Annotated in this window: 11 protein-coding genes; 6 read left to right on the top strand and 5 right to left on the bottom strand. The window is 52.9% G+C overall.

Going from position 1 to position 22,586, the window contains the following annotated elements; all coding sequences use genetic code 11:
- From IQ260_RS09820 to mfd, 4 genes are all read left to right on the top strand, one after another.
- Positions 1–1,407: ShlB/FhaC/HecB family hemolysin secretion/activation protein (locus IQ260_RS09820; RefSeq protein WP_193992928.1), on the top strand; the 1,407-nt coding region annotated here is incomplete at its 5' end.
- Between the two features lie 49 nt (positions 1,408–1,456).
- The gene (locus tag IQ260_RS09815; RefSeq protein ID WP_228015796.1) at positions 1,457–6,838 is read left to right on the top strand and encodes a two-partner secretion domain-containing protein; all 5,382 of its coding nucleotides are present in this window, start codon (positions 1,457–1,459) and stop codon (positions 6,836–6,838) included.
- 388 nt (positions 6,839–7,226) lie between these two features.
- A complete protein-coding gene (locus IQ260_RS09810) occupies positions 7,227–9,785 on the top strand; it encodes a CHAT domain-containing protein (protein ID WP_193992927.1) in 2,559 nt (852 codons plus the stop codon).
- A gap of 133 nt (positions 9,786–9,918) precedes the next feature.
- The gene (gene mfd / locus IQ260_RS09805; RefSeq protein WP_193992926.1) at positions 9,919–13,425 is read left to right on the top strand and encodes a transcription-repair coupling factor; all 3,507 of its coding nucleotides are present in this window, start codon (positions 9,919–9,921) and stop codon (positions 13,423–13,425) included.
- Between the two features lie 354 nt (positions 13,426–13,779).
- Here mfd and IQ260_RS31665 read toward each other — a convergent pair whose 3' ends face one another.
- The 3 genes from IQ260_RS31665 to IQ260_RS09790 are packed head-to-tail and all read right to left on the bottom strand — an operon-like array spanning position 13,780 to position 17,215.
- Positions 13,780–14,193, bottom strand: a complete 414-nt coding sequence (locus tag IQ260_RS31665) for a hypothetical protein (RefSeq protein ID WP_193992925.1) — start codon at positions 14,191–14,193, stop codon at positions 13,780–13,782.
- Positions 14,114–14,713: a hypothetical protein gene (locus tag IQ260_RS31660; RefSeq protein WP_193992924.1), complete on the bottom strand. Its 600-nt coding sequence runs from the start codon at positions 14,711–14,713 to the stop codon at positions 14,114–14,116. Before IQ260_RS31660 ends, IQ260_RS31665 begins: the two co-directional genes overlap by 80 nt.
- 3 nt (positions 14,714–14,716) lie before the next feature.
- Complete coding sequence (locus IQ260_RS09790) at positions 14,717–17,215, bottom strand: glycoside hydrolase family 3 protein (RefSeq protein ID WP_228015794.1); 2,499 nt, start codon at positions 17,213–17,215, stop codon at positions 14,717–14,719.
- Between the two features lie 298 nt (positions 17,216–17,513).
- Between IQ260_RS09790 and IQ260_RS09785 the strand changes: the two genes are divergently transcribed.
- Positions 17,514–17,777, top strand: coding sequence for a hypothetical protein (locus IQ260_RS09785; protein WP_193992922.1), 264 nt, complete (start codon positions 17,514–17,516; stop codon positions 17,775–17,777).
- 237 nt (positions 17,778–18,014) lie between these two features.
- Here IQ260_RS09785 and IQ260_RS09780 read toward each other — a convergent pair whose 3' ends face one another.
- Positions 18,015–19,298, bottom strand: coding sequence for a sensor histidine kinase (locus tag IQ260_RS09780; RefSeq protein WP_193992921.1), 1,284 nt, complete (start codon positions 19,296–19,298; stop codon positions 18,015–18,017).
- Positions 19,288–21,777 (bottom strand): hybrid sensor histidine kinase/response regulator, encoded by a 2,490-nt coding sequence (locus IQ260_RS09775; protein WP_228015792.1) that lies wholly within the window; start codon positions 21,775–21,777, stop codon positions 19,288–19,290. The genes IQ260_RS09780 and IQ260_RS09775 overlap by 11 nt, the downstream gene beginning before the upstream one ends.
- Positions 21,778–22,387: 610 nt before the next feature.
- Here IQ260_RS09775 and IQ260_RS30920 point away from each other — a divergent pair.
- Positions 22,388–22,586: hypothetical protein (locus tag IQ260_RS30920; RefSeq protein WP_407657734.1), on the top strand; the 199-nt coding region annotated here is incomplete at its 3' end.

The raw sequence follows: 22,586 nt of genomic DNA, 5'->3' as shown, positions 1-22,586 counted from the left end.
GGGCGACCGATTACATTTTCTGAGCTGTTTGAGGCCCGAGCGGCGGTTACCCAGCTCTATGTGGATGGGGGGTACATCTCATCAGGGGCGTTTATTCCGGCGGACCAGCTAATTGACGATGGTGTGGTCATGATTCAGGTGGTGGAAGGGGGATTAGAAGACATTCAGATTACGGGTTTGGAGCATTTGGACCCTGGCTATATCAAGTCTCGCATTGAGGTGAGAAACGACGTGCCGCTGAATGTCAGTCAGCTGGTGGAGTCGCTACAGCTATTGCAGGTAAATCCACTGATTGAAACGCTGGCGGCAGATCTGGCGGCGGGCACCCAGACCGGGGGCAGTATTCTCAATCTGACGGTGACAGAATCACCGCCTTTAACCGGACGGGTCACCCTAGACAACGCTCGCTCCACCACGGTGGGCAGTTTTCGCAGACGGGCGACGTTCTCCAATGCAAATCTGTTTGGCAAGGGGGATGGTCTGCTGGTGAGCTATGGCAACACCGCTGGCAGCGATACCTGGGACCTGGGCTATACGGTCCCCTTGGGGCCTCACAACACAACGGTAGCGGTGGACTATAGCGTCACCGACAGCCGCATTATTACAGATGCGTTTGAGGCGTTGGATATTGAGTCCGACTCGACCAATTTGGCATTGACCCTGCGGCAGCCGGTAATTGAAACTCCGACGGAAGAGCTGGCCCTGGCGTTAGCGCTGAACTACAGATATTCAGAGAGTACCTTTGGCTTTGGCGATACGCGGCTGCCGTTGACCACCAGCGGTAGCGACGATGGCATTACTCGCATTGCCGCCGTGCGGTTTAGCCAGGAATGGACCCAGCGCAGTGCGCGGGATGTGTTGGCGCTGCGATCGCAATTTAGCCTGGGCACCGATTGGTTTGATGCCACCCGCAACTCCGGCGACCGACCCGACGGTCAGTTTCTCAGCTGGCAGGGACAGGCCCAGTGGGTCAAGGCCTTGGACCGGGATACCCTGTTTCTAGCCAGGTTGACAGGGCAGCTATCCGACGGACCGATGCTGTCTTTAGAACAGTTTCGTCTGGGCGGTCAGGGCAGTGTTCGCGGCTACCGGCAGGACCAGGCCACCACGGATAACGGCGTGTTTGCCTCGGTGGAAATGCGGTTTCCCCTGTTGGAGCTGCCTCGTCTCGATAGCACGGTACAGATCGCTCCGTTTGTGGACTATGGCCTGGGCTGGAACCGTGGCGGACAGGCCGATCCAGACCCGAATCATCTGCTGAGTATTGGCACCGGGCTGCTGTGGCAAACGAGCGATCGCATCACTGCCCGGCTGGATTTTGGCATCCCGCTGATTGATCCAGGCCCCGAGGGCAACTCCCTGCAGGAGAGCGGTGTTCTCATCAGCGTTACCGGTCGACTTTTCTAGGACATCTGCGTAAATTCACTGAAACTTTATCGGTCCCCCAAATCAGGAAATGCTAGTATTTTGCCTAAATTATTTCCATAAGCGCAGCGCCCAGATCCCTGGCGGGTCGGGTCTTAAGCCAAATTTTATCGGGTTTCATCGGTCTGCAACGGCTGGGAGGGTTTCCATGGGAAATGTGCGATCGCAATGGGGGGCACGGCTAGCCAGCACGGCCTTAGCGGGTGGCTTAGCGGGTGGCTTAGCGGGCGGACTGCTGCTGCCGTTGGCAGCCCAAGCCCAGATTGTCCCCGATGCTACCCTGGGCAATGAGGCCAGTACAATCACCCCCGATGTTCTCATTCGCGGTGCCAATGGCGACCTGATCGAGGGTGGTGCAGTGCGAGGAGACGATCTCTTCCACAGTTTTGAAGACTTTAATGTCAACGACCTGCAGCGGGTCTATTTTGCCAACCCAGCAGATATTGAGGCCATTTTTAGCCGAGTTACCGGTGACAATATCTCCGAGATTCTAGGCACCCTGGGAGTAGATGGCGATGCGGATTTGTTCTTTCTGAATCCCAACGGCATTGTCTTTGGAGAAGACGCCCAGTTAGATATTGCCGGATCCTTTTTTGCCACCACCGCCGATGGCTTTGAATGGGGGCCAGGACTTATTTACAGCGCCACCGATCCAGCCGGACCACCGCTGTTGGCCGTGTCCCTCACCCCAGGGCTGCAAATAAGCGCCGCCCAGCGAGCCATTGAAAATAGCGGCAGCCTCTCGGTCGGAGAGAATCTGACCCTGGCCAGCGGAGATTTAACCTTAACCGGTGAACTGCTGGCGGGAGAAAACCTTTCTCTGCTGGCCACCGATACGGTGGAGATTCGCGATCGCCCAACCCAACCCTTTATCGCATCCGCTGGCAACAATTTGCTAGTTCAGGGCGATAGTTTAGTGGATATTTTTGCCCTCAGTCACCCTGACAGCGGCCTGTTCTCCGGGGCAGACATGGTACTGCGCTCAGACAATACCGTGATTGGCGATGCCCATTACTTCTCTGGGGGCTCATTCCGCATTGAGCAGCTAGACGGCAGCGCTGGTAATCTCACGAGCCCTAACGATCCGGTCATTTTAGCCGTTGGTGATGTGGGTATTGGTGACTACCAGGACGGAGCCTCATTACATGTGCTTGCCGGGGGCAGCATCATTCTAGGCAACGTGGTGATTAACCAAACAGGCTCGGTGGACGACACCATTGGCCCCAACAGTTCCAACCCCCTGTTTCGCTCCCTGTCGACGGTTACCCTCAGCGATGGCAGTACGGCTGTAATCGATGGCGCAACTCACCCCACCCTGGATGTGCGCGCCGGGATTGATTGGAGCCAGTTTCCTGGTTTTCCCGGCGGTGCCATCGAAACGCCACCGGGGTCGGTGGGTGCCATCGTTAACCCCACCCCCAATGGCAGTCTGATTCTGATTGGTAATGTAGACGCCAGACGAGAGAATGCCGCTGTTTCTGAGAACAGCAATATCTTTATCACCAATCAGTTTAATCGGAATGCCGCCCTGCCCAGCGATGCTGTCACCAGCAGTGTCTCCATCGGCAATATTAACGCGTCAACAGGTCAAGACCAGACCACTGAGATTGTCCAGGCTGGGGATGTTGTCATTGACTCGTTTGGAAATGTCAGCACCCGCAACATTAGCACCTTTGTCGATGGCGATAGTGAAGGCATTGCCGGAGGAATTGTCATTCGCAGCGAGACCGGGTCCATCGACACAACAGCGGCTGGAGACCCCACGGAAGGAACGCTGGTGAGTTCAGCGGGACGAGGATTTGCCAATTCTATTGTTTTACAAGCAGCCGGCAATATTGATTTAGGTAACATCGAAACCTTTACCAATGGCCCGTTCCAAACTGGCACCCTGCTGGGTGTCCCCGTCGTAGACATCATTAACGACCCAAATAATTCGACGCTGCCGTCGGGACTGTCTGGCAGTATCACAGTTGAAAGTGGTGGCACGGTAAGGCTGGGAGATGGTAACGCCATTAATACCCGTGGCATTGATGGCGTAGATGGCGGGAACGTCAGTATTCGTGGCAATGGGATCCTTCTGGATGATGGTCTAATTATTTCAGACACATCCCCCTTCCCCACAGACGCCACTGACCCCGGCGCTCTGGGAACATCTCAGGCTGGCAACATCCTATTAGAAACCCAATCCCTCACCCTGCTCAATGGAGCCGAAGTCCTGACCCGGTCGTTTAACGGTGGAGCCGCAGGCGATGTGGAAGTACGTCCCATTAATGCCAACCTGCCGTCGTCTGTGGTGATTGATGGGGTGGTAGACATAGAAACCGATCCAACCACAGGGGCCTTTGTTAGAGGAGGATTTTCCAGCGGTTTGTTTTCAACCGCAGAGGAGACATCTAGAGCTACTGAAAGCGGTGAAGTCAGGGTAACGACAGATAGCCTAACCATCCGCAATGGGGGCGTCATTAGTACTCGCACCCGGAGTGATAACGGCGCTCCTGGCAGTCGTGTATCCATTAATGTGGATGAATTAAACCTCACGAGCGGCGGTCAGATCGTATCGGTCACATTTGGCAATGGCACCGCTGGCGATATTAATGTGAATGCCAATAACAGCGTTAACATCTCTGGTGTAGATGGGCTGTTTAATCAGCGTCAGACTGATATGTTTGTGGCGCAGTATATTCGCGCGGCTGCCAATGGTGCAGGGAATGAGGAAGCCTATCTTGAAGCATTAGATGCAACCGACTTTTCCATTGATCCGGTATCACTGAATAGCGGCATCTATGCTAACAACCGCATAAATTTTGATACTCAAGAGGTGAATGGTCTAATTGTTGTCCAGCCTCGGACTGATGGGCCGGGTAAACCGGGAGCCGTGATCCTTTCATCCCCTAGTATTACGGTTGCTGATGCCGGTCAAATTTCCACGACAACTGCCCGTTCAGAAAGCAGTGGTGATATTAACCTGATCACTCAATCATTGACCCTGAGGAACGGCGGTCGTGTGTTTGTACCCACGTTTGGCGATGGGGCTGGGGGTAATATCAGGGTTAGACCGCTAGATGTGAATCAACCCTCTCAATTGGTGATTGATGGGGTGGCACCTATCCTTTTGGAGCAAATCACCCTGGCGGGGACAACGTTTTTCAGACCCTACGGTGGCTTTTCCAGTGGTTTGGTTGCTTCAGCGGAGGATCAGGATGTTGTCTATTTAGATAATCCATTTGTCGCCATTGGTAATAATTTACTGTCTGAAATTGACGGCATTAACGCCACAACCGGGGCTGGCGGCAGCATCTTTGTGGAAGACATTGACACTGTCGAAATTCTTAATGGCGGAGTGTTGACAGCTCGTTCTCGCGGCAGTGCCGCAGGCGGTGATATTTTTATTCGTCGAGCTGACACGGTGAGCTTACGCGGAGGTGGACAAGCCATTGTCAGCGCTTTAGACTACCGCCGTGGCGAGTCAGGCAGTCTGACCATTGACGCGGCCACCGATATCGAAATTGAAGGGGAAGACCCCAACTTTGAGTCTCGTCGATTAGAGTTTCAAAATGGCTACCAGGCCTATCTTGAGGCATTTTTAGGTAACACAATCTCGGTGACGGGACAAACTCAGTTAGATGCTGCCCTCTTGGCCCAAGAAAGAGCACCCATCGCAGCTGCCTTTAATGCAGACCCGATTCGGGCTAACAGCGGTCTGATTGCCCAGGCGGGTATTAACAGTACGGGAAGTGGTGATATTCAAGTGACAGCCGGTGGTTCTCTCCGGTTGAGAGACTCTGGCCAAATTGCATCAGATACGTTTGGACTGGGAGCTGCGGGGGATATCGAGCTAACTATCGCTGACTCTGTGGAACTATCGGACTTTAGCCTAATTTCCAGTCAGATTGCGCCCCGAGGGGGGGCAGAAGCGTTCCTATTGCCTGATGGCAATGAAGGGCAACGACCTGCGCCCCTGAGTGAACGCAATCGCATTAGTGTCAACGCGCGGACATTGTCCTTGGATTCAGGCAGTTCTATCGCTGCTGGCACCTTTGGTCGAGGGGATGTGGGAACGATCCAACTCTCGACGACTGAAGGCATTGATTTAGGCGGTAGCAGCACCATTCGAGGCAGTGTTGAAACCGGCGGCATTGGCAATGGCGGTGATATTGATTTAGCCAGCCCACGTCTGACATTAACCGGCGGGGCTCAGATTCAGTCCGGTGTGTTTAGGGCTCAGGAACTTAACGGAGAACTAATTCCAGGGGGGCAAGGTCGAGGGGGAAGCATCAATGTGGATGTGGCCGATATCACCATTGATGGGTTTAGTCCGGAAAGACTGCGCAGTGGGCTTTTTGTCAGTACGGAAGCCGGGGCAGTGGGCAGTGCTGGAACCATCCGGGTGGGTTCTGCCAACAATCCAGCCGAGAGTTTGAGCATTACCAATAATGGCATTATCAATGCCGCCACCCGCAATAGCAGCGATGCTGGCGGTGTGTTCCTCAATGTGGATACACTGCGCTTAGAAACGGGGGGGCTAGTATCGGTGGATGGGACGCCCGTAGGCACTCTAGGCACACCAGGCAATCCTGGGGATATTAATATTGTTGCGGATAACGTGGGACTGTTTGAGGGTGGGAAAATTGAGGCCAAAACAGCGTCGATTGAAGACAGCGGCAATATTAATTTGACCATCGCAGGCGCACTGTTTTTACGGGGCACTCAAACCTCCAGCGATCCGTCAGGCTCCTGTGCCACATGCAACCTGATTTCGACAGAAGCTTTTGGCATTGGGGCCACAGGGGGTAACATCACGATTCTGACCAATTCAGTCAGTGGCAATCTCTTTGAAAATAGTGACATTGTGGCTAATGCCCAGGGGACCGGGGGGGCAGTGCAGCTGTTGGCCAACAATTCCCTGGGTCGGTTTATCGGGTCTAGACCGCTAGAGACCATGTTTACCCTGCGCAGCGGGCGCTCCTTAGAAAGTGATCTAGATGCCAGCTCCACGCTGACGGTCAATGACGGTACGGTGGAGACAGCGGAGCAGCAGGATGTGCCGGAGGTGACCATTCCGGACATCATTGACCCAACAGACCTGGTGGATCGACGCTGTGATTTGCTGGCCAGCCAACGGCGTGATGCCAGCGCCTTTACGGTCACAGGGCGAGGCGGTTTGCCGTTAGCCCCCGACGAACAGCTGGATGGGGAAGGGCTGTTGGAAGATTTTGGTCCCTTTGGAGATGTTCAAGGTGAGACGTCCGAGGTGTCTAGCAGCGGTGATCCGTCAGTGGTGCCAGCCGTTCCTGAAGTTATTGCTGAACCCCAGGGGTGGACGGTGACCGAGGAGGGGCAGCTGCTACTTTACGGCAGTGCTGAGCATTCTAAAGCGTGGCTGGATGCTAGCTGTAGGGCGTCGACGTCCTAACATTGGCCCTCTCCCTAAATCCCTCTCTCAATTCTGGAGTATGTGTTTAGCATTATCACAGTTGTCCAATCCCCTCCTTGAAAAGCTACCGTGTATACACATCTAGAAGATTGAACTGGAAAGTGGCTCTAACTCCTGCATTATCCCTCATCCTAAATCCTTCTCCCCCAGGGAGAAGGACTTTGAGTCTAGCTCCCCTTCTCCCCCAGGGAGAAGGGGTTGGGGGATGTAGAGCTTTGCTCTTCTCGGAGAGTGGGCTCGAAGCTTTGAGCTTACTCTCCGACTTGTGTGTACACTGCAACCCTTGAAAAGGGGGACTTTGAATGGATTATTTCTCCCTTGACTGTCTCTAGCTGCCCTACTTTCCCTATTCTCTCTCCCTGTGCCCATGTTTTCTAAACCCGTTCGGTTTTGTTTAACCCTTTGCCTCACGGTTTTACTCTGCATTATTGCGATGCCAGCCAGGGCAAACCTACCCGAGCTGGTGCAGCGCGGACAAGCGGCCTATACGCTGGGACAATACCAGACGGCGGTGCAGATTTGGCAACAGGTTGTCCAGCAAGGATCGCCGCTAGAGCAGGCCAGTGGTCTGAGTAATCTGGGACTGGCCTATGGGCAGCTGGGGAATTATGACCAGGCCGCGACGGTCGTTTCTCAAGCGCTGGAGCAGCTAGAGACATTGCCCACTGACCCCCAACAGCAGCGAATTTTAGCCCAGGTGTTGAGTACCCAGGGCAAGTTGGCCATGGCCCAGGGACGGCTGGGTGAGGCGCTTAGTACATTACGACAGGCTGAGGTGGCCTATGGTGTGACTGGGGATAAAGCTGGGATATTGCGATCGCAGCTCAACCAGGCCCAGATTCTCCGCATTCAGGGTCACTATCGCCAAACCCTCAAACAGTTAGAGACCATTGCCACCGACTTAGAGACCTTGCCCAACTCCGCTTTAAAGGCAACCGGACTCCGGCAGCTGGGCAATGCCCTCCAGCTCAATGGAGATGCCCAGGGAGCGCAAAAGCGTTTAAATCAGAGTCTGGACGTGGCTAAAACCATCGATGCCGCTGCCGATGTGACCGCCGCGTTGCTCAGTTTAGGCAATGCCCAGTCTGGCCCGTCTGCCGCTGCCTACTATCAGCAAGCCGCCGCTGCCGCTCCCACAGCAGCGCTACGGCTGCAGGCCCAGGTAAATCTCATCGGCAGTTGGAGCAACGGCCAAAACACCGGCCAAAACATTGCCGCCGCTCGCCAGCTACTACCCACGGTGTACGCCGATCTCATCGACTTACCCCCAGGCCGCACCACCATTACCACCCGGCTTAATCTTGCCCACAGCTTGATCCAAGCAAACGGTGCCCTGGAAGACACCCGACAGACAGCTCAGCTGCTGGCCGATACCCTGCAGCAGGCCCAAACCCTCAACGACCTGCAGGGACAATCCTATGCCCTGGGTTATTTAGGGCAGCTGTATGAAGCCCAGCAACAGTGGGCCAGTGCTGCTCAGGTCACCCAGCAGGCCCTCACCCTGGCCCAGGGAAACGATGCGGACGTGGCCCTCTACCAGTGGCAGTGGCAGCTGGGGCGAATTCTCGATGCCCAGGGCGATACTGCAGGGGCAATTACTGCCTACACCAAAGCATTGGAGAGTCTGCAAAAGCTGCGGGTGGACCTGATTGCGGCCAGTCCCGATGTGCGCTTTTCATTTCGCGATCAGGTGGAGCCAGTCTATCGCCAGCTGGTGGATCTGTTGCTAAAGGCCGATCCGGGCACGGCCCAGGAGAAAGAAAACAATCTGCTGCAGGCTCGTAATGTGATCGAGTCGCTGCAGGTGGCAGAGCTGGTCAACTTTTTCCGGGCTGACTGCGTGGTCACTCAGCCGGTGGATATTGAGCAGGTGGGCAGTAACGCAGCGGTGATCTATCCGATTGTGCTCGAAGACCGGCTGGAGATTGTATTTCGCTTACCAGGACAGCCCCTAACCCACCGTTCCACAACAGTGGACAAAGCGACGGTGACCAGGACGTTGGCCCAGCTGCAGCGGTCGATTTCCTATCCGGAGGTGGAGCTGCGATCGCGTTCCCAAACCGCCCGCTTTGAAGTTGTCGCCGACAACCCAGTCAATGACTATCTCACCCCAGCCCAACAGCTCTACGACTGGCTGATTCGTCCGATCTCAGCCGACTTAGCCGGGGCCGATGTGGATGTGCTAGTGTTTGTCCTCGACAGTGCCCTCCGCAATGTTCCCATGTCCGTGCTGCACGACGGCAATCAGCATCTGGTTGAAACCTATCCCATCGCCCTCACCCCCGGACTCCAGTTAATTGACCCTGAACCCCTGGCCAGACGAGATATCAGGGCGCTAGTAGCCGGACTATCCGATTCCGTGGGCGATTTTCCAGCCCTACCCAATGTCGATGCCGAGATTGCCGCCATCCAGGCCCAGGTCCCCAGCGATGTCCTGCTCAATCAATCCTTTGTCGAGACCAACTTTGCCAACAAGCTCACCACCGGTCAAGGGTCAGTGGTGCATTTAGCCACCCACGGTGAGTTTAGCTCCGAGTTAGAAAACACCTTTGTCCTAGCCTGGGATGGACCCTTGAACGCCAACCAGCTGAGCGCGCTGCTCCAGTCCGGTGAGATTAGCCGCGATGAAACCGTAGAATTGTTGATCCTCAGCGCCTGTGAAACCGCAGCGGGGGACGACCGCGCCGCCCTGGGTCTGGCTGGTGTAGCCATTCGCTCAGGGGCCAGAAGTACCCTGGCCACCCTATGGCTGGTGGACGACCGGGGCACATCAGAACTCATGGGGAACCTCTACCGAGAGTTGACCTCCACCAATCTATCGAAAGCCGAAATTCTGCAGCGGGCGCAGCTGCAGCTACTTAAGAGTGACGACTACCAGCACCCGTATTTTTGGGCACCGTTTGTCCTTATCGGCAACTGGCTGTAGATCTTCAATAGGTCTAATGGGCAGCCCCCTGTACCTACCCTGCGATCCTTTGCCCCCTGGTTCACCCATCAGTCACCCGGTTCCGCAAAACAGGTTCTACAATCTATAGGTGCTGTAATCCAATCCCGCTTTCATGGCTTTTTCGTCCGTTGTTCGTGCCCTGAGTAAGGCTGCTTTAACCCAAGAGTTGCTGACTAAGCTGGACCAGCAGCAACAGTTAGTTCTCAATGGGCTACCCCGTCTGCCCAAGGGGCTAGTAGCATCGGCATTGGCCCAGGCCCAGGACCGACCCATGCTGGTGGTAACCGCCACCCTAGAAGAAGCCGGACGCTGGACTGCCCAGCTAGAAGCCATGGGTTGGCCCAGGGTGTCGCTGTACCCCACATCGGAAGCCTCCCCCTACGATCCATTTGACCAGGAGTCGGAAATGACCTGGGGCCAGCTGCAGGTGCTGGCGGATTTGCTGAAGGATGCCGATAAGCCCAGCGTGATCGTAGCAACGGAGCGGGCGCTGCAGCCCCACCTGCCCCCGGCGACAGCCTTTAAACCCTACTGTCTGCAGCTAGACCAGGGGATGGAGCTTAACCTGAAGGAGCTGTCGCGCACGTTGGCCACCCTGGGGTATGAAAAAGTCCCCACGGTGGAAACCGAGGGCCAGTGGAGTCAGCGGGGAGACATTATTGATGTGTTTCCGGTATCGGCAGAGCTGCCGGTGCGCTTAGAGCTATTTGGTGATGAGCTGGAACGGCTGCGGGAGTTTGACCCGGCCAACCAGCGGTCCCTGGATAAAATTACAACGCTGTTGCTGACAACGACAGATTTTAGTCCGCTAATTGCCTCTAAGTTAGAGGAGAAAGGCGTACTCTCGGACCTAATGTCCAGTGACGCCCAGGAAGGGTATGAAAATGGTCAGCGGGTGGAGGGACTGCGGCGGTTTTTAGGGATTGCCTTTGACCAGCCAGCATCGCTGTTGGAATATTTGTCGGAAGATGCGCTGGTTGTCATTGATGAACCTGACCAGTGCCGTGCCCACAGTAGCCGCTGGTATGAACAGGTGGATACCTACTGGCATGAGGTGAATGAAACCCTGGGCAACAGCGATGAGATTCAGCTGCCGGGGACCGAGGTGCCGAGGCTGCACCGACCGCTGGACGAGGCCCTAGAGGATCTGTCGCTGTTTTCCCAGGTACTGCTGTCGGAAATCGCGGAAGAGGGGGCGGGGCTAAATTTGTCTAGCCGTCCGGTACCGGCCATTCCCCATCAGTTTGGCAAGCTGGCGGAAACGGTGCGGGGGGAGTGCGATCGCAAACACCAGATCTGGCTGATCTCAGCCCAGCCCAGTCGTTCGGTGGCCCTACTCCAGGAACACGACTGCTCAGCTCAGTTTATCCCCAACCCCAAAGACTATCCCGCCATCGAAAAACTCCACAGCCAGTATGTGCCCGTTGGCCTCAAATATTCCGGTCTAGCCGAAGTAGAAGGCTTTATCCTGCCCACCTTTCGCATTGGCATCGTCACCGACCGTGAGTTCTTTGGGCAGCACACCCTGGCCACCCCCAGCTATGTGCGCAAGCGCCGCCGCGCCGCCTCCAAAAAGGTCGATCCCAATAAGCTTCAGCCCAATGACTTTGTCGTCCACCGCAACCACGGCATTGGCCAGTTTCTCAAGCTAGAAAGCCTCACCATCGATACGGAGACCCGAGAATATCTAGTCATCAAATACGCCGATGGTTTGCTCCGGGTAGCTGCCGACCAAATGGCGTCCCTGTCTAGATTTCGTGCCTCGGCTGAGAAAAGTCCACAGCTCAATAAAATGAGCGGTAAAGCCTGGGAAAAAACCAAAACCCGCGCTAAAAAAGCCATTCAAAAAGTGGCAGTAGATCTGCTGAAGCTTTACGCCCAGCGATCGCAGCTCGAAGGCTTTTCCTACCCCACCGATATGCCCTGGCAGCAAGAGCTAGAAGACTCATTTCCCTATCAGCCCACACCGGACCAGCTCAAGGCTACCCAGGACGTCAAGCGCGATATGGAAAGCCTGCGTCCCATGGACCGCCTGGTGTGTGGCGATGTGGGCTTTGGTAAAACCGAAGTGGCCATCCGCTCCATCTTTAAGGCCATCACCGCCGGCAAACAGGTCGCCATGCTGGCCCCCACCACAATTCTCACCCAGCAGCATTACCACACCATCAAAGAGAGATATGCCCCCTACCCGATCCAGGTAGGGTTGCTAAATCGCTTTCGCACCGCCAGCGAGCGTAAAGACATTATGCAACGACTAGCCACAGGAGAGCTAGATATTGTTGTTGGCACCCACCAGCTATTGGGAAAAGCCGTCAAGTTTAAGGATCTAGGACTGCTGGTAGTAGATGAAGAACAGCGGTTTGGGGTGAACCAAAAAGAAAAGATCAAAGCCATGAAAACCGAGGTAGATGTGCTCACCCTCAGCGCCACCCCCATCCCCCGGACGCTTTACATGTCGCTATCAGGGGTACGGGAAATGAGTCTGATTACAACACCGCCGCCATCTCGCCGTCCCATCATGACCCACCTGGCCCCCTTCGACCCAGAAAAAGTTCGGGCCGCCATTCGTCAAGAATTAGACCGAGGGGGGCAAGTATTTTATGTCGTCCCCCGAGTAGAAGGCATTGAAGAGATTGCCGCCCGCATTCGTGAGATGATTCCGTCTATCCGTCTGGCTGTGGCCCACGGCCAGATGCAGGAAGGAGAGCTGGAGGCCACCATGCTAGCCTTCAGCAGCGGTGAAGCCGACCTGATGGTGTGTACCACCATTATCGAGTCGGGGTTAGACATTCCGCGAGTCAACACAATCTTGATCGAAGACTCTCACAAATTTGGTCTATCCCAGCTGTATCAGCTGCGGGGGCGGGTGGGGCGCGCTGGCATTCAGGCCCATGCCTGGCTGTTCTTTCCCCGCCAGGACAAACTCTCGGACAAGGCCCGCAAGCGGCTGCGGGCGATTCAGGAATTTACCCAGCTGGGTTCCGGCTATCAGCTAGCCATGCGAGACATGGAGATTCGCGGTATTGGTAACCTGCTGGGTGTGCAGCAGTCCGGTCAGATGGAGGTGATCGGCTTTGATCTGTATATGGACATGCTCCAGGAATCCATCGCCGAGATTCGCGGTCAGGAGATTCCCCAGGTAGACGAGACCCAAATCGACCTGAAGCTAACGGCGTTTATTCCCAACAATTACATCAGCGACACCGATCAGAAGATGGGCATTTACCGGTCTCTGGTGGCCGCAGATACCAAACGGGAGCTGATGCAGATTGTCGCGGACCTCAACGATCGGTTTGGACCGATTCCACCAGCAGTAGAACAGCTGGTGAAGATGCTCGAGCTAAAACAGATTGCCAAACCGCTAGGCTTTGCCAAGATCAAGCCCGAGGGCAAACAGCATGTGATCTTAGAAACACCGATGGAGGCTCCAGCCTGGAAACTGCTGCATGAGAAGGTGCCAGGGCATCTGAAATCGCGGTTTGTCTACGCCTCGGGTAAAGTGACGGTGCGTGGTCTAGGGGTGATGAAGCCAGACAAACAGCTGGAAAACTTGATCGAGTGGTTAGGCTATATGAGAGGAGCGTTGGCAGAGCCTGCGCTAGCCGGTAGTGGGGTATAGGAGTTTTTTCTTCTTAACCAATTTGTCCCTTTAGCTCAGTTCTTGCGCCTGGTGGGAAAGCGTTAACTCACCCAGGGTTGGAAACCCTGGACTAGCCGAAGGGTTTCCACTGGAAGGGACACAAATATCGAAGATGTGGTTTTGGGGTTTGTATCCAATTGTCCCTTTAGCGGACAACCCTCAGTTAGCGCTGGCGTTTCAACCCAGCGTGGGCTTTAGCGACACAGCCAATCTTAGTGCAAGATATGAGTTTAGCGGACAACCCTCAGTTAGCGCTGGCGTTTCAATCCAGCGCGGATTTCAGCCACATGACCAATATCAGTGCAAAATCTCAGATGGTAAGCTTATTCAAAATTATCCTCCGGAGTCTAGCCAGGAGGGACTAATCATCGGTAACGATGCCTGGGGCACTCTCGCTAGTACCCGTGGCAGCACTTCTCGATAAATTGGATTGGCAATAACGAGTCCGCCCCCTTGGGCTAATCGACACAGCCCCAAGTCCAGCACATATTGCAAGTCTTCATTGGGGATGACTGGTAATGATTGTCCGGCCAAAACAGGTTCTATGATGGCTCTCACCCGATCTTCTCGCAAACGTTCCGCTAGACTATCCAGGTGAGTATCTTGTCGTTGGATTAAAATCTCTTTGGCATCATGAATATGCTCAGACGCGATCGGTGTTGTTTCATCAGGAACAAGTTCTTCTACCGCCTGCCGTGCTAAGGCATTGACTAGCCAGGGTTGTCCTTGGGTCAGGGTAAAGGCCAAATCGATAGCAGCCGCTGTAAAAGATTGCCCCAACAAAGATAACGAGGGGGCGAGGACAATGGACGGACCAGGCTGTTAGCGCCGCACCAATCTGGCGTCCGGTGGCAGCCACTGGCCATGGGGGAGGCTGCAGCTCAGAGGATAGGCAAAATTGGGCGGTATCTTTCCATGCATCTAACATGGCGGCTTCTGCTTTGGTCGGGTCGTGATTAAAAGGTTGACCGACTTCAGCAGATACCATGATGGCAGTATATTGTCCGCTAGCGGTTAGCTCCTGAGCTAGAGCGAGCATGGCGGTGGTTTTGCCGGTTTGTCGAGGGGCGTGGATCACAAAGTAGCCGCGCTGTTGGATGAGCCGTTTCAGCTTAGGCAAACGCTGAGTGGGCGGCAGCATATAGTGGATGTCGGCCTGACAAGGTCCGGCGGTGTTAAACCATTTGGGCATGGGCGGCGTCGCTAGCGGATGGCATGTTGCAGTATAGCGTTTGGGATGGGACTGCAAAATACGGCTGCACAGCATTTCTCAATCACGTTCAACCAAGCGTATGTCAGACAGGCTCAGTGAGAATGGGTCTGCTGTTTTTATCCCTAAGGCCGTTAGCTGAGCCATGTTTGCACCGGCTTCTACCAAACTGCTTAAGGTGATTTCTGTCTGAGTCCATTCTCCTAACGGTGCTTTGGTAAATAGCTGGGTCATATCCAAGTCAGCTTGACAGCCATCACTGCTCTTTGCCAAGAGCGTGACTGGGCCTGCTGGCAATGCATCTACTCGGTATTGGATGGCCAGTGCCATGTCGTTGTAATGGGCGGCGGCGGTGTAGTCTGTGGCGGGGCCGGTGAGTGCGATCGCACCCGCCCCACTCCACACAAACTGCTGCGCATCTTCCTGGGCCGCTCGGTCGATAGCACGAATTGTCAGCGTCTTGCCCAGCTGAGTCCGCGCATCTACTACCGTACTGGAAGTATCTCCGACAGTAGCCTGCAAACTCCAGGGAGCCATCGGTTTACCGAAGGCAAAGAGGGCGTTGCTGGCTGTGGTTTCGCTGCCGTCTAGCCCAGACGTTTCCGGTAGTTTTGCTACATTACCGTTGTCTTCATAGGTGAGACCATAGCCATAGGGAAACAGTGGATCGTAATTGCCGCTTTGATTAACCTTGGTCTGGGTGGCGGTGCGGGGCCAAGAAAACGAAAGTTTGCCCTTAAAGTCAACGTTAATGGCACCGTTGGGTTTGCGGAGCAGTACATCCGCCACACCTGCCCCAGCACTGCCCGGTAACCAGGCCGCAACAAAGGCATCAGCGGCGTTAATCTCGGGGGTTACCCACAGGGGACGGCCGGAGAGAAATACAGCCACGGTGGGAATCCCTTGAGCCTGGAATGACTGCAGCAGCTGCAGTGCTTGATCCGATGAATAGTTTAAGTTCTCTAAATCTCCCTTAAACTCGGCATAGGGCTCTTCTCCAAAAACAACAATGGCCACATCAGGTGTTTGGTCATAGCTGCCGTCTGCGCTCAATACAGCCTGGCCGCCGCCTGCTTCAATGGCGTTCTGCATGCCTTCCCAGATAGAGGTGCCGTTGGGAAAATGCTCATTGGTATTGCCGGTTCCTTGCCAGGAAAGGGTCCAGCCGCCACTTTGTTTACCAATATTGTGGGCACCGTCGCCGGTTACCAGAATGGTTTGGTGGGTGGGCAGTGGCAACAGATTCCCTTGGTTTTTGAGCAGCACCAGCGATTCGCGCACTGCCTGACGAGCGACAGCTTGATGATTGGGATGACCTAACAGTGAGTAATTGCCTGCCAAAGGTCGTTCGGAGGGTTTCGGTTTTTCAAACAGAAAGCGCAGCTTGACTCGTAAAATTCGACGGACGGCATCGTCTAGACGGCTGCGGGGAATCTCCCCAGACTTGACCTGGGCCACCGTATTCTGATGCAGCTCGCGCCAGCTGTCGGGGGCCATAAACATATCAATGCCCGCATTAAACGCGGTGGGACAACTCTTGGTGGAACAGCCGGGGATTTGGGCATGGCCGTTCCAGTCGCCGACGACAAAGCCGTTAAAGCCCATGCGGTCTTTGAGCACGTCGGTCAGTAGGGCTTTGTGGCCGTGCATGCGGGTGCCATGCCAGGAAGAGAATGAGGCCATGACCGTTTGCACACCGGCTGCCAGGGCAGGTGGATAGCCAGCGCCATGGTGGTCGCGTAGAGCAGTCTCACTGTCGATATTGTCGCCCTGGTCTTTGCCTCTTTGGGTGCCGCCATCGCCGATAAAATGTTTTGCTGTGGCGATGACATGTTGGTTGCTGAGAAAACTGTGGGTGTGGAGTTCTCCCTGTAAACCTGTGACCATGGCGGCGGCATACTGGGCAACAATCTCTGGATCTTCGGAATAGCTCTCATAGGTGCGACCCCAGCGATTGTCGCGGACTACGGCTAGGGTGGGGGCAAAGGTCCAGTCCATGCCGGTGACGATCACTTCTCTGGCCGTTATCTCGCCAATTTGTTGGATCAGTGCCGGATTGCGAGTGGCTCCCAAGCCAATATTGTGGGGGAAAACGGTCGCGCCAACAATATTGTTATGGCCGTGGACGGCATCGGTCCCCCACAGGATGGGAATCGCTTTGCCACCATTGGTTGTGTCCATGGAAGCCGTGTAAAACTCATCGGCAAGGGCTAGCCACGCGTCAGCCGATGCCCGGACATCTTCCCCCGGAGCCGAGTTACCACCGTTAAGAATTGCCCCCAGGCGATACTGACGGACATCTGCCGGTGTGACATCGCTGATATCGGCCTGGATCGTTTGTCCTACCAGTTCCTCGATGGTCATGGCTGCCATGAGCTTGTCGATGCGGGCTTCAATGTCAGCTGCTAACGGTGCGCCACCTGTGGTGGTGGGCCAGTTTTCGGGAGTGATGGTTGGTGGCATTGTCTGTCCCCTGACTGCGGTGGCGTAGGTAATATAGGCAGCAACACTACCCAATACTAGTAAAAGTAGACATAAACCAAGCATGCTGATTTTCATAGGGCTGCTGGGGGAATGAAGCATAAAACACTCGCTTGACTCAGCGATCTGGGCCTGATAGCCTACTGAGTAAGCAACTTTTCGAGGTTGTTTTTCGCACCCAAAAATTTAGCCGCGCGAGATGGTAGTGCTTCCAACACTGCCATCTCGCTAACCCGGCCAACTGAGCGGACCAGTTGGTGAGCTGTGAGCATTTTACAGCCACCCTGAGTTTAGTTGCAGGGTGGCTGAGTTTTTGGGCGCTTTCCTCCCTGTCGTTTCGCGGTCGAATGCCCGCTATATAAAGGAAAACGCCCCTATGACGTTTCAAAATCAAATACCTCCATCAGGCACCTCAGTGCCGCCGCCCGCCGACTTTTCCAACAGCCTGCCGTCGGGCAGCTCGATTCGCCATATCCTGCTGGGGTACCCCAGCCATATCCGTCAGACGATCCATCTGCTGCACAATCTGCGCTATGTGGAAACTAGCCAGTGGAGTCCGCTGATTGAAGTGCCTGACAATCGGTTGATTCTGAGGCCAGAGCCGGATGAGGTGATCAGTATGGTGGTGCGGCGATTGTAGTGTGACACGAGCCTCTGGCTCTGTAGGGGTGCTCAGTTGGCGGCTGAGCACCAGAAGGCACCTTTCTGCAACAGCCCATATCAAAAGTACAGCCCCCTCGCCAGTTGGTAGTAGGCAATAGGTGATTATGGCCACTGGTCACAGACATCTCGTACGGCTTGTAAGCTATCTGAAAAGGCTTTTTCGCTATCTGCTTTATTCAACTTCACATAGCTCAGTTTTTCAAGCCTGACCTACTTATATTGGCAGACGTATTAATAGCTCAGTTCCTTTACCGATCTCAGATCGCACTTTCAAACTGCCACCATGCTTTTTTACAACAACTTGGTGAACGATCGACAAGCCCAGCCCTGTTCCTTTACCAATGGCTTTCGTCGTAAACTGCTGCTCGAAGATTTTGTCTAGCAGTTCCTCAGACATACCTTTGCCATTATCAATGATGAAAATTTCTATACTATGGGGCGCAACAACCTGAGTTCGAATAGTAATTCGCTGCGGATTAGATTGAACTTGAGCAAACGATTGCCCCTCCGCCATTTCGTCAAACATATCGATTGCATTGGCTAGCACATTCATAAACACCTGATTAAGCTGACTTGGATAACAGTTAATCTCCGGTAACTCGCCATACTCTCGAATTACCTGGATTTCTGGTCGAAAATGTTTTGCCTTCAAACGATGTTTCAAAATTAATAGCGTGCTATTTATCCCGTCGTGAACGTTTATCTTAAGTTTTGATTCCGTATCGATCCGTGAAAATATCCGTAGACTTCGACTGATGGCAGTGATGCGATCGCAACCGGCCTCCATCGCCTCCAACATTTTCGGCAGATCTTCGAGTAAAAAATCGAGATCAATCTCTACACGTTTCTTTTCTATATCATCACCTGGCGATGGGAATGTACGCTCATAGAGCTCAATATAGTCAGTGATATCTTGTAAAAACGTCTGTAATACCTCAACATTGCCAAATACGGAACTAAGAGGATTATTGATTTCATGGGCAACCCCTGCCACCAGGTTACCCAACGCTGACATTTTTTCACGCTGGATCAGTTGCAACTTAGACTGATTTAATTGGACTAATGCTGTCTCTAATTCAACCGTCCTTTCGGCTACCTGCTGTTCTAATTTATGGGTCAGAGTTTGAAGCTGAAGATGAGTTTTTACACGCGCCAAAAGTTCTGGTGCTCGAAAAGGCTTGTTGACATAATCAACTGCTCCTAGAGAAAATCCCCGCACAATACTCTCTGTATCCGTAGCAACTGTGATAAAAATAATAGGAATACTCGCCATATGAGGGTTGGCTTGAATCTGGCGACAGGTCTCATAGCCATCGATACCAGGCATTTGAATATCTAGCAAAATCAGATCTGGAACATAGGTTTGAAGTCGTTTGAGTGCCCGCTCACCGCTGATAGCCGTAGCGACCCTATAGCCGACAGACGAGAGCGTTTCAGTGATGACCTGCAAATTGGTTATAGTATCGTCTACAACCAAAATATTGGCACTACGTGTCATGGCGCACATCCTTCATCAAATACCGTTGTAGTAATTCCTCAATTTCTTCTACTCTAAAAACCTCAGCCAATCGCAATATCGGTTCGGCAAATGGACCATACACTGCATTAGCGTTCACCACTGCTTCAACAGACTCCCGTAATAGCTTTATATCAGCCTGCTGAGCTAAGTTTAATAAGGTAGCTAAAGTCTCTCTGGGCGGTACTACCATTGCGGCAGGCAACCTCACCTCATCCATCTCAACAGCCTGATAAACCCACTCTAGCGATAGCTGCTTAGAAAGGATTGCAACTAACGCATCCGCATCCACTGGCTTGGCCAAAAAGGCATTCCCCCCACGCGCCAATGATAGTTGTCGATCCTGCTCAGATACCGATGCTGATGAAACAATCACCTTCGTCTGCTCTAGCCCCGCAGTCCAACGTACCCGATGTAAGAACTCATACCCATCCATCACTGGCATCGCTAAATCTGTAATCACCAAATCCGGTTGGTTCTCACGAAGCGACTCAAACCCCGCTTGCCCGTCTACCGCCTCAATCACCAAAAATCCTAGAGGTTCCAATAAATTTAGCAACACAGCCCGATTTTCCCACCGATCATCTATCACTAAAATCGTCAATGCTTCACCCCTATAACCAATGATGCGTCTGCGGGAATCAACGATTCTCGGCTGCACCCACCCCTGCGCCAACGGCACCACCAAGGTAAAACAGAACTCGCTTCCCTTACCCAATCGACTGTGGACCTTAATATGACTGCCCATTAACTGCACAATCTGTTGGCTAATCGCTAGACCCAACCCGGTGCCCTCAGATTGCTTGCGGTGGTTGCCCACTTGCTCAAACGACTGAAATAGCTTGCTGAGATCTGAGTCCGCAATCCCTACGCCTGTATCGATCACCTGAAAAAACAGGCTTACCTGAAATTCAGAAATATCTAGAACATCGACCTGTAGCCGCACTGACCCATGGTCCGTAAACTTAATGGCATTGCCTAGTAAATTAATCAGCACTTGCCGCAACTTTTTGTCATCCACCTCCACGCCTTCCGGTAAGCGAGAGCTTGGCTGATAGACAAACCCTAGGTCCTTTTGCTCTGCACGGACTTTAACGACGTCCACGACTTCTTGCAACAACGACGGCAAATGTACCGCTGTTGGCGTGATTTCCAGTCTACGCGCCTCTATCTTAGACAACTCTAAAATGTCATTAATCAACGTCAGCAGATGGGTCCCACAGTGCTGAATCACCTCGACACCTCGTTTTTCTTGCTCCCCCAAAGACTGCGTGCAGCTAAGAATCTGGGCATATCCCAGGATGCCATTGAGTGGTGTTCTAAGTTCATGACTCATATTCGCCAAAAACTCACTCTTGGCTTGATTAGCCACTTCAGCCGCTTCTTTCGTTTTTCTCAGTTGCTGTTGCTCAAATGATTGCACTTGCCACAGCACTAGGATCATCGTCAGCGCCAACCCAAGTAACACCAGCGCCATCAAATTGAGCGGCAGGAGTTGACCTTCGATATTACGACGGGGGATCACCAACGCCACTGACCAGTCGGCCTCCTGCAATGGCAGAAAAGCAACGTACTGCTGTTCGCCATCGATTGGGAGCAGTTCTATACCTTGCTCCTTATTGACCATTCGTTGGGCTATGGCGGCTAACTCAAGATCAGATGAGTCTAGGAAACTAGGACCGGGATCTTCTGCCACAGTTATCAAGGCTAAATTAGGGTGAACGATGGCTTGTCCCGCTGAGTTGAGTACAAAGGGATAACGCCCATCGGCATGTTTCAGCTGGTTTACAACTTTGATAATGCGCTCTACGCTGACAGACCCCATGAATCCACCCATAGGAAAGTCAGAAGCAATTTCTGTACTATCCCTGCTTGAAAAATTGCCCCAAATGGGAGCCGCTATATTGATCTGAGGCGCTCCGGTAGAACGAGACACAATAGGATCACTGACAAAAGAACTGCCTGCCATTGCTTTTTGGAAATAAATGCGATCGCTAATGTTGCCTTTTGCTCTAGTTGCTCCCGCCGTGTTGTAGCGAGTTCCATCGGGGTAAGCCAAGGCAAATTTAAAGAAATCTGTATTTTTAACACGTCGTTGCAAAAAAGCTTCAACTACTGACCAGTCCATTGTCTGCACCGTAGGAGTAGCGGCCAACAGTTCCACCTCCGCTTTAAGGCTAGCGATCCACTGATCAATCTCATCAGCACCTTGCTGCACTTCAAGTAGGGCATTGTCCTTTAGATTTTCGAGAATCAGCCTGTGCGCAACCTGATAGCTCCAATAGGCCGAAGCACTAACAACAAAAGTGGTACCACCAATAATTAGCCGCACCATCAGACTTCGAGAAAATTGCTGCTGAGCATCCCGTAACTGTCGCCACCGTCCTAGCCTCTGCCACAGATTGAATTGTATTTTTTCAAAATGGCCCATGACTGCCCATGACTGCCTGGGAAAACCCATATAACAAGATCCTTAAGGGGAGTTAAACGGCAAGTATCCATAAATGAAGGACTAGTGTTAAGGGCAAAAACCATCGTCAAGAAAATTAGGAAACGTTAATCAAACTCATTGCAATCGAAGCGATATGACAATAAATAGACAAATATCAAAGCTTCTATATAATTGGCCTCTCTAAACTAGGTTTTATGCAGCTAGCTTTGTGTGATACCCACTAGATAGAACCCACATTAATTATGGTATACCCTCTTTACTAAAAAAACCCGGAAAACACTCTAATATCAAGCACTTTAGCCAATTTTTTACACTTACAAAAAGAGAATTAGCCAATAAATCCCACAAAATCTCACAAAATAGCACTCTTGAAATCACAACAGTTTTATATTAAGTATCTACACTGGAGCCAGGAGCCAGGAAAACCGTTGCAATCATTACGTACTCATAATTATCTGTACACAGCACTTCTTAAGTTATAAAATCATGGAATATTCAAAACATTTACCCACAAACTGAGCTGAAAGATGAATTTACTGGATAAAAACAGACATTGAAAAGTACTAGATCATAGTTTCTAATCAGACATTAGCCTTACGATTCGTTTGCTCTGAGCGATATGAATGTTGAAGATGCATTGTGCACTGTAAATATTATTCTTTGCCCTAACTACGTTAATGATGTTCAAGAGCTAATATTTCGTCATTGCTGGATAGGCAAAACCTATCAAGATATCGCAAATTTATCTGGGTATACCCATGACCATATCCGAACAGTTGGATCACAACTTTGGAAATCTCTATCAGAAGGGCTCGGAG

Source organism: Leptolyngbya cf. ectocarpi LEGE 11479, assembly GCF_015207065.1.
Classification (GTDB): domain Bacteria; phylum Cyanobacteriota; class Cyanobacteriia; order Phormidesmidales; family Phormidesmidaceae; genus Leptothoe; species Leptothoe ectocarpi.
Note: the sequence above shows the minus strand (reverse complement) of the source record. Positions and strands in the feature narration are given on the sequence as shown.

Excerpts from the sequence above, each read along its gene's own strand:
- IQ260_RS09815 (WP_228015796.1), top strand. The coding sequence starts at position 1,457 with ATGCTAGTATTTTGCCTAAATTATTTCCATAAGCGCAGCGCCCAGATC.
- IQ260_RS09810 (WP_193992927.1), top strand. The coding sequence starts at position 7,227 with ATGTTTTCTAAACCCGTTCGGTTTTGTTTAACCCTTTGCCTCACGGTT.
- mfd (WP_193992926.1), top strand. The coding sequence starts at position 9,919 with ATGGCTTTTTCGTCCGTTGTTCGTGCCCTGAGTAAGGCTGCTTTAACC.
- IQ260_RS31660 (WP_193992924.1), bottom strand. The coding sequence starts at position 14,713 with ATGCTGTGCAGCCGTATTTTGCAGTCCCATCCCAAACGCTATACTGCA.
- IQ260_RS09790 (WP_228015794.1), bottom strand. The coding sequence starts at position 17,215 with ATGAAAATCAGCATGCTTGGTTTATGTCTACTTTTACTAGTATTGGGT.
- IQ260_RS09785 (WP_193992922.1), top strand. The coding sequence starts at position 17,514 with ATGACGTTTCAAAATCAAATACCTCCATCAGGCACCTCAGTGCCGCCG.
- IQ260_RS09780 (WP_193992921.1), bottom strand. The coding sequence starts at position 19,298 with ATGACACGTAGTGCCAATATTTTGGTTGTAGACGATACTATAACCAAT.
- IQ260_RS09775 (WP_228015792.1), bottom strand. The coding sequence starts at position 21,777 with ATGGGTTTTCCCAGGCAGTCATGGGCAGTCATGGGCCATTTTGAAAAA.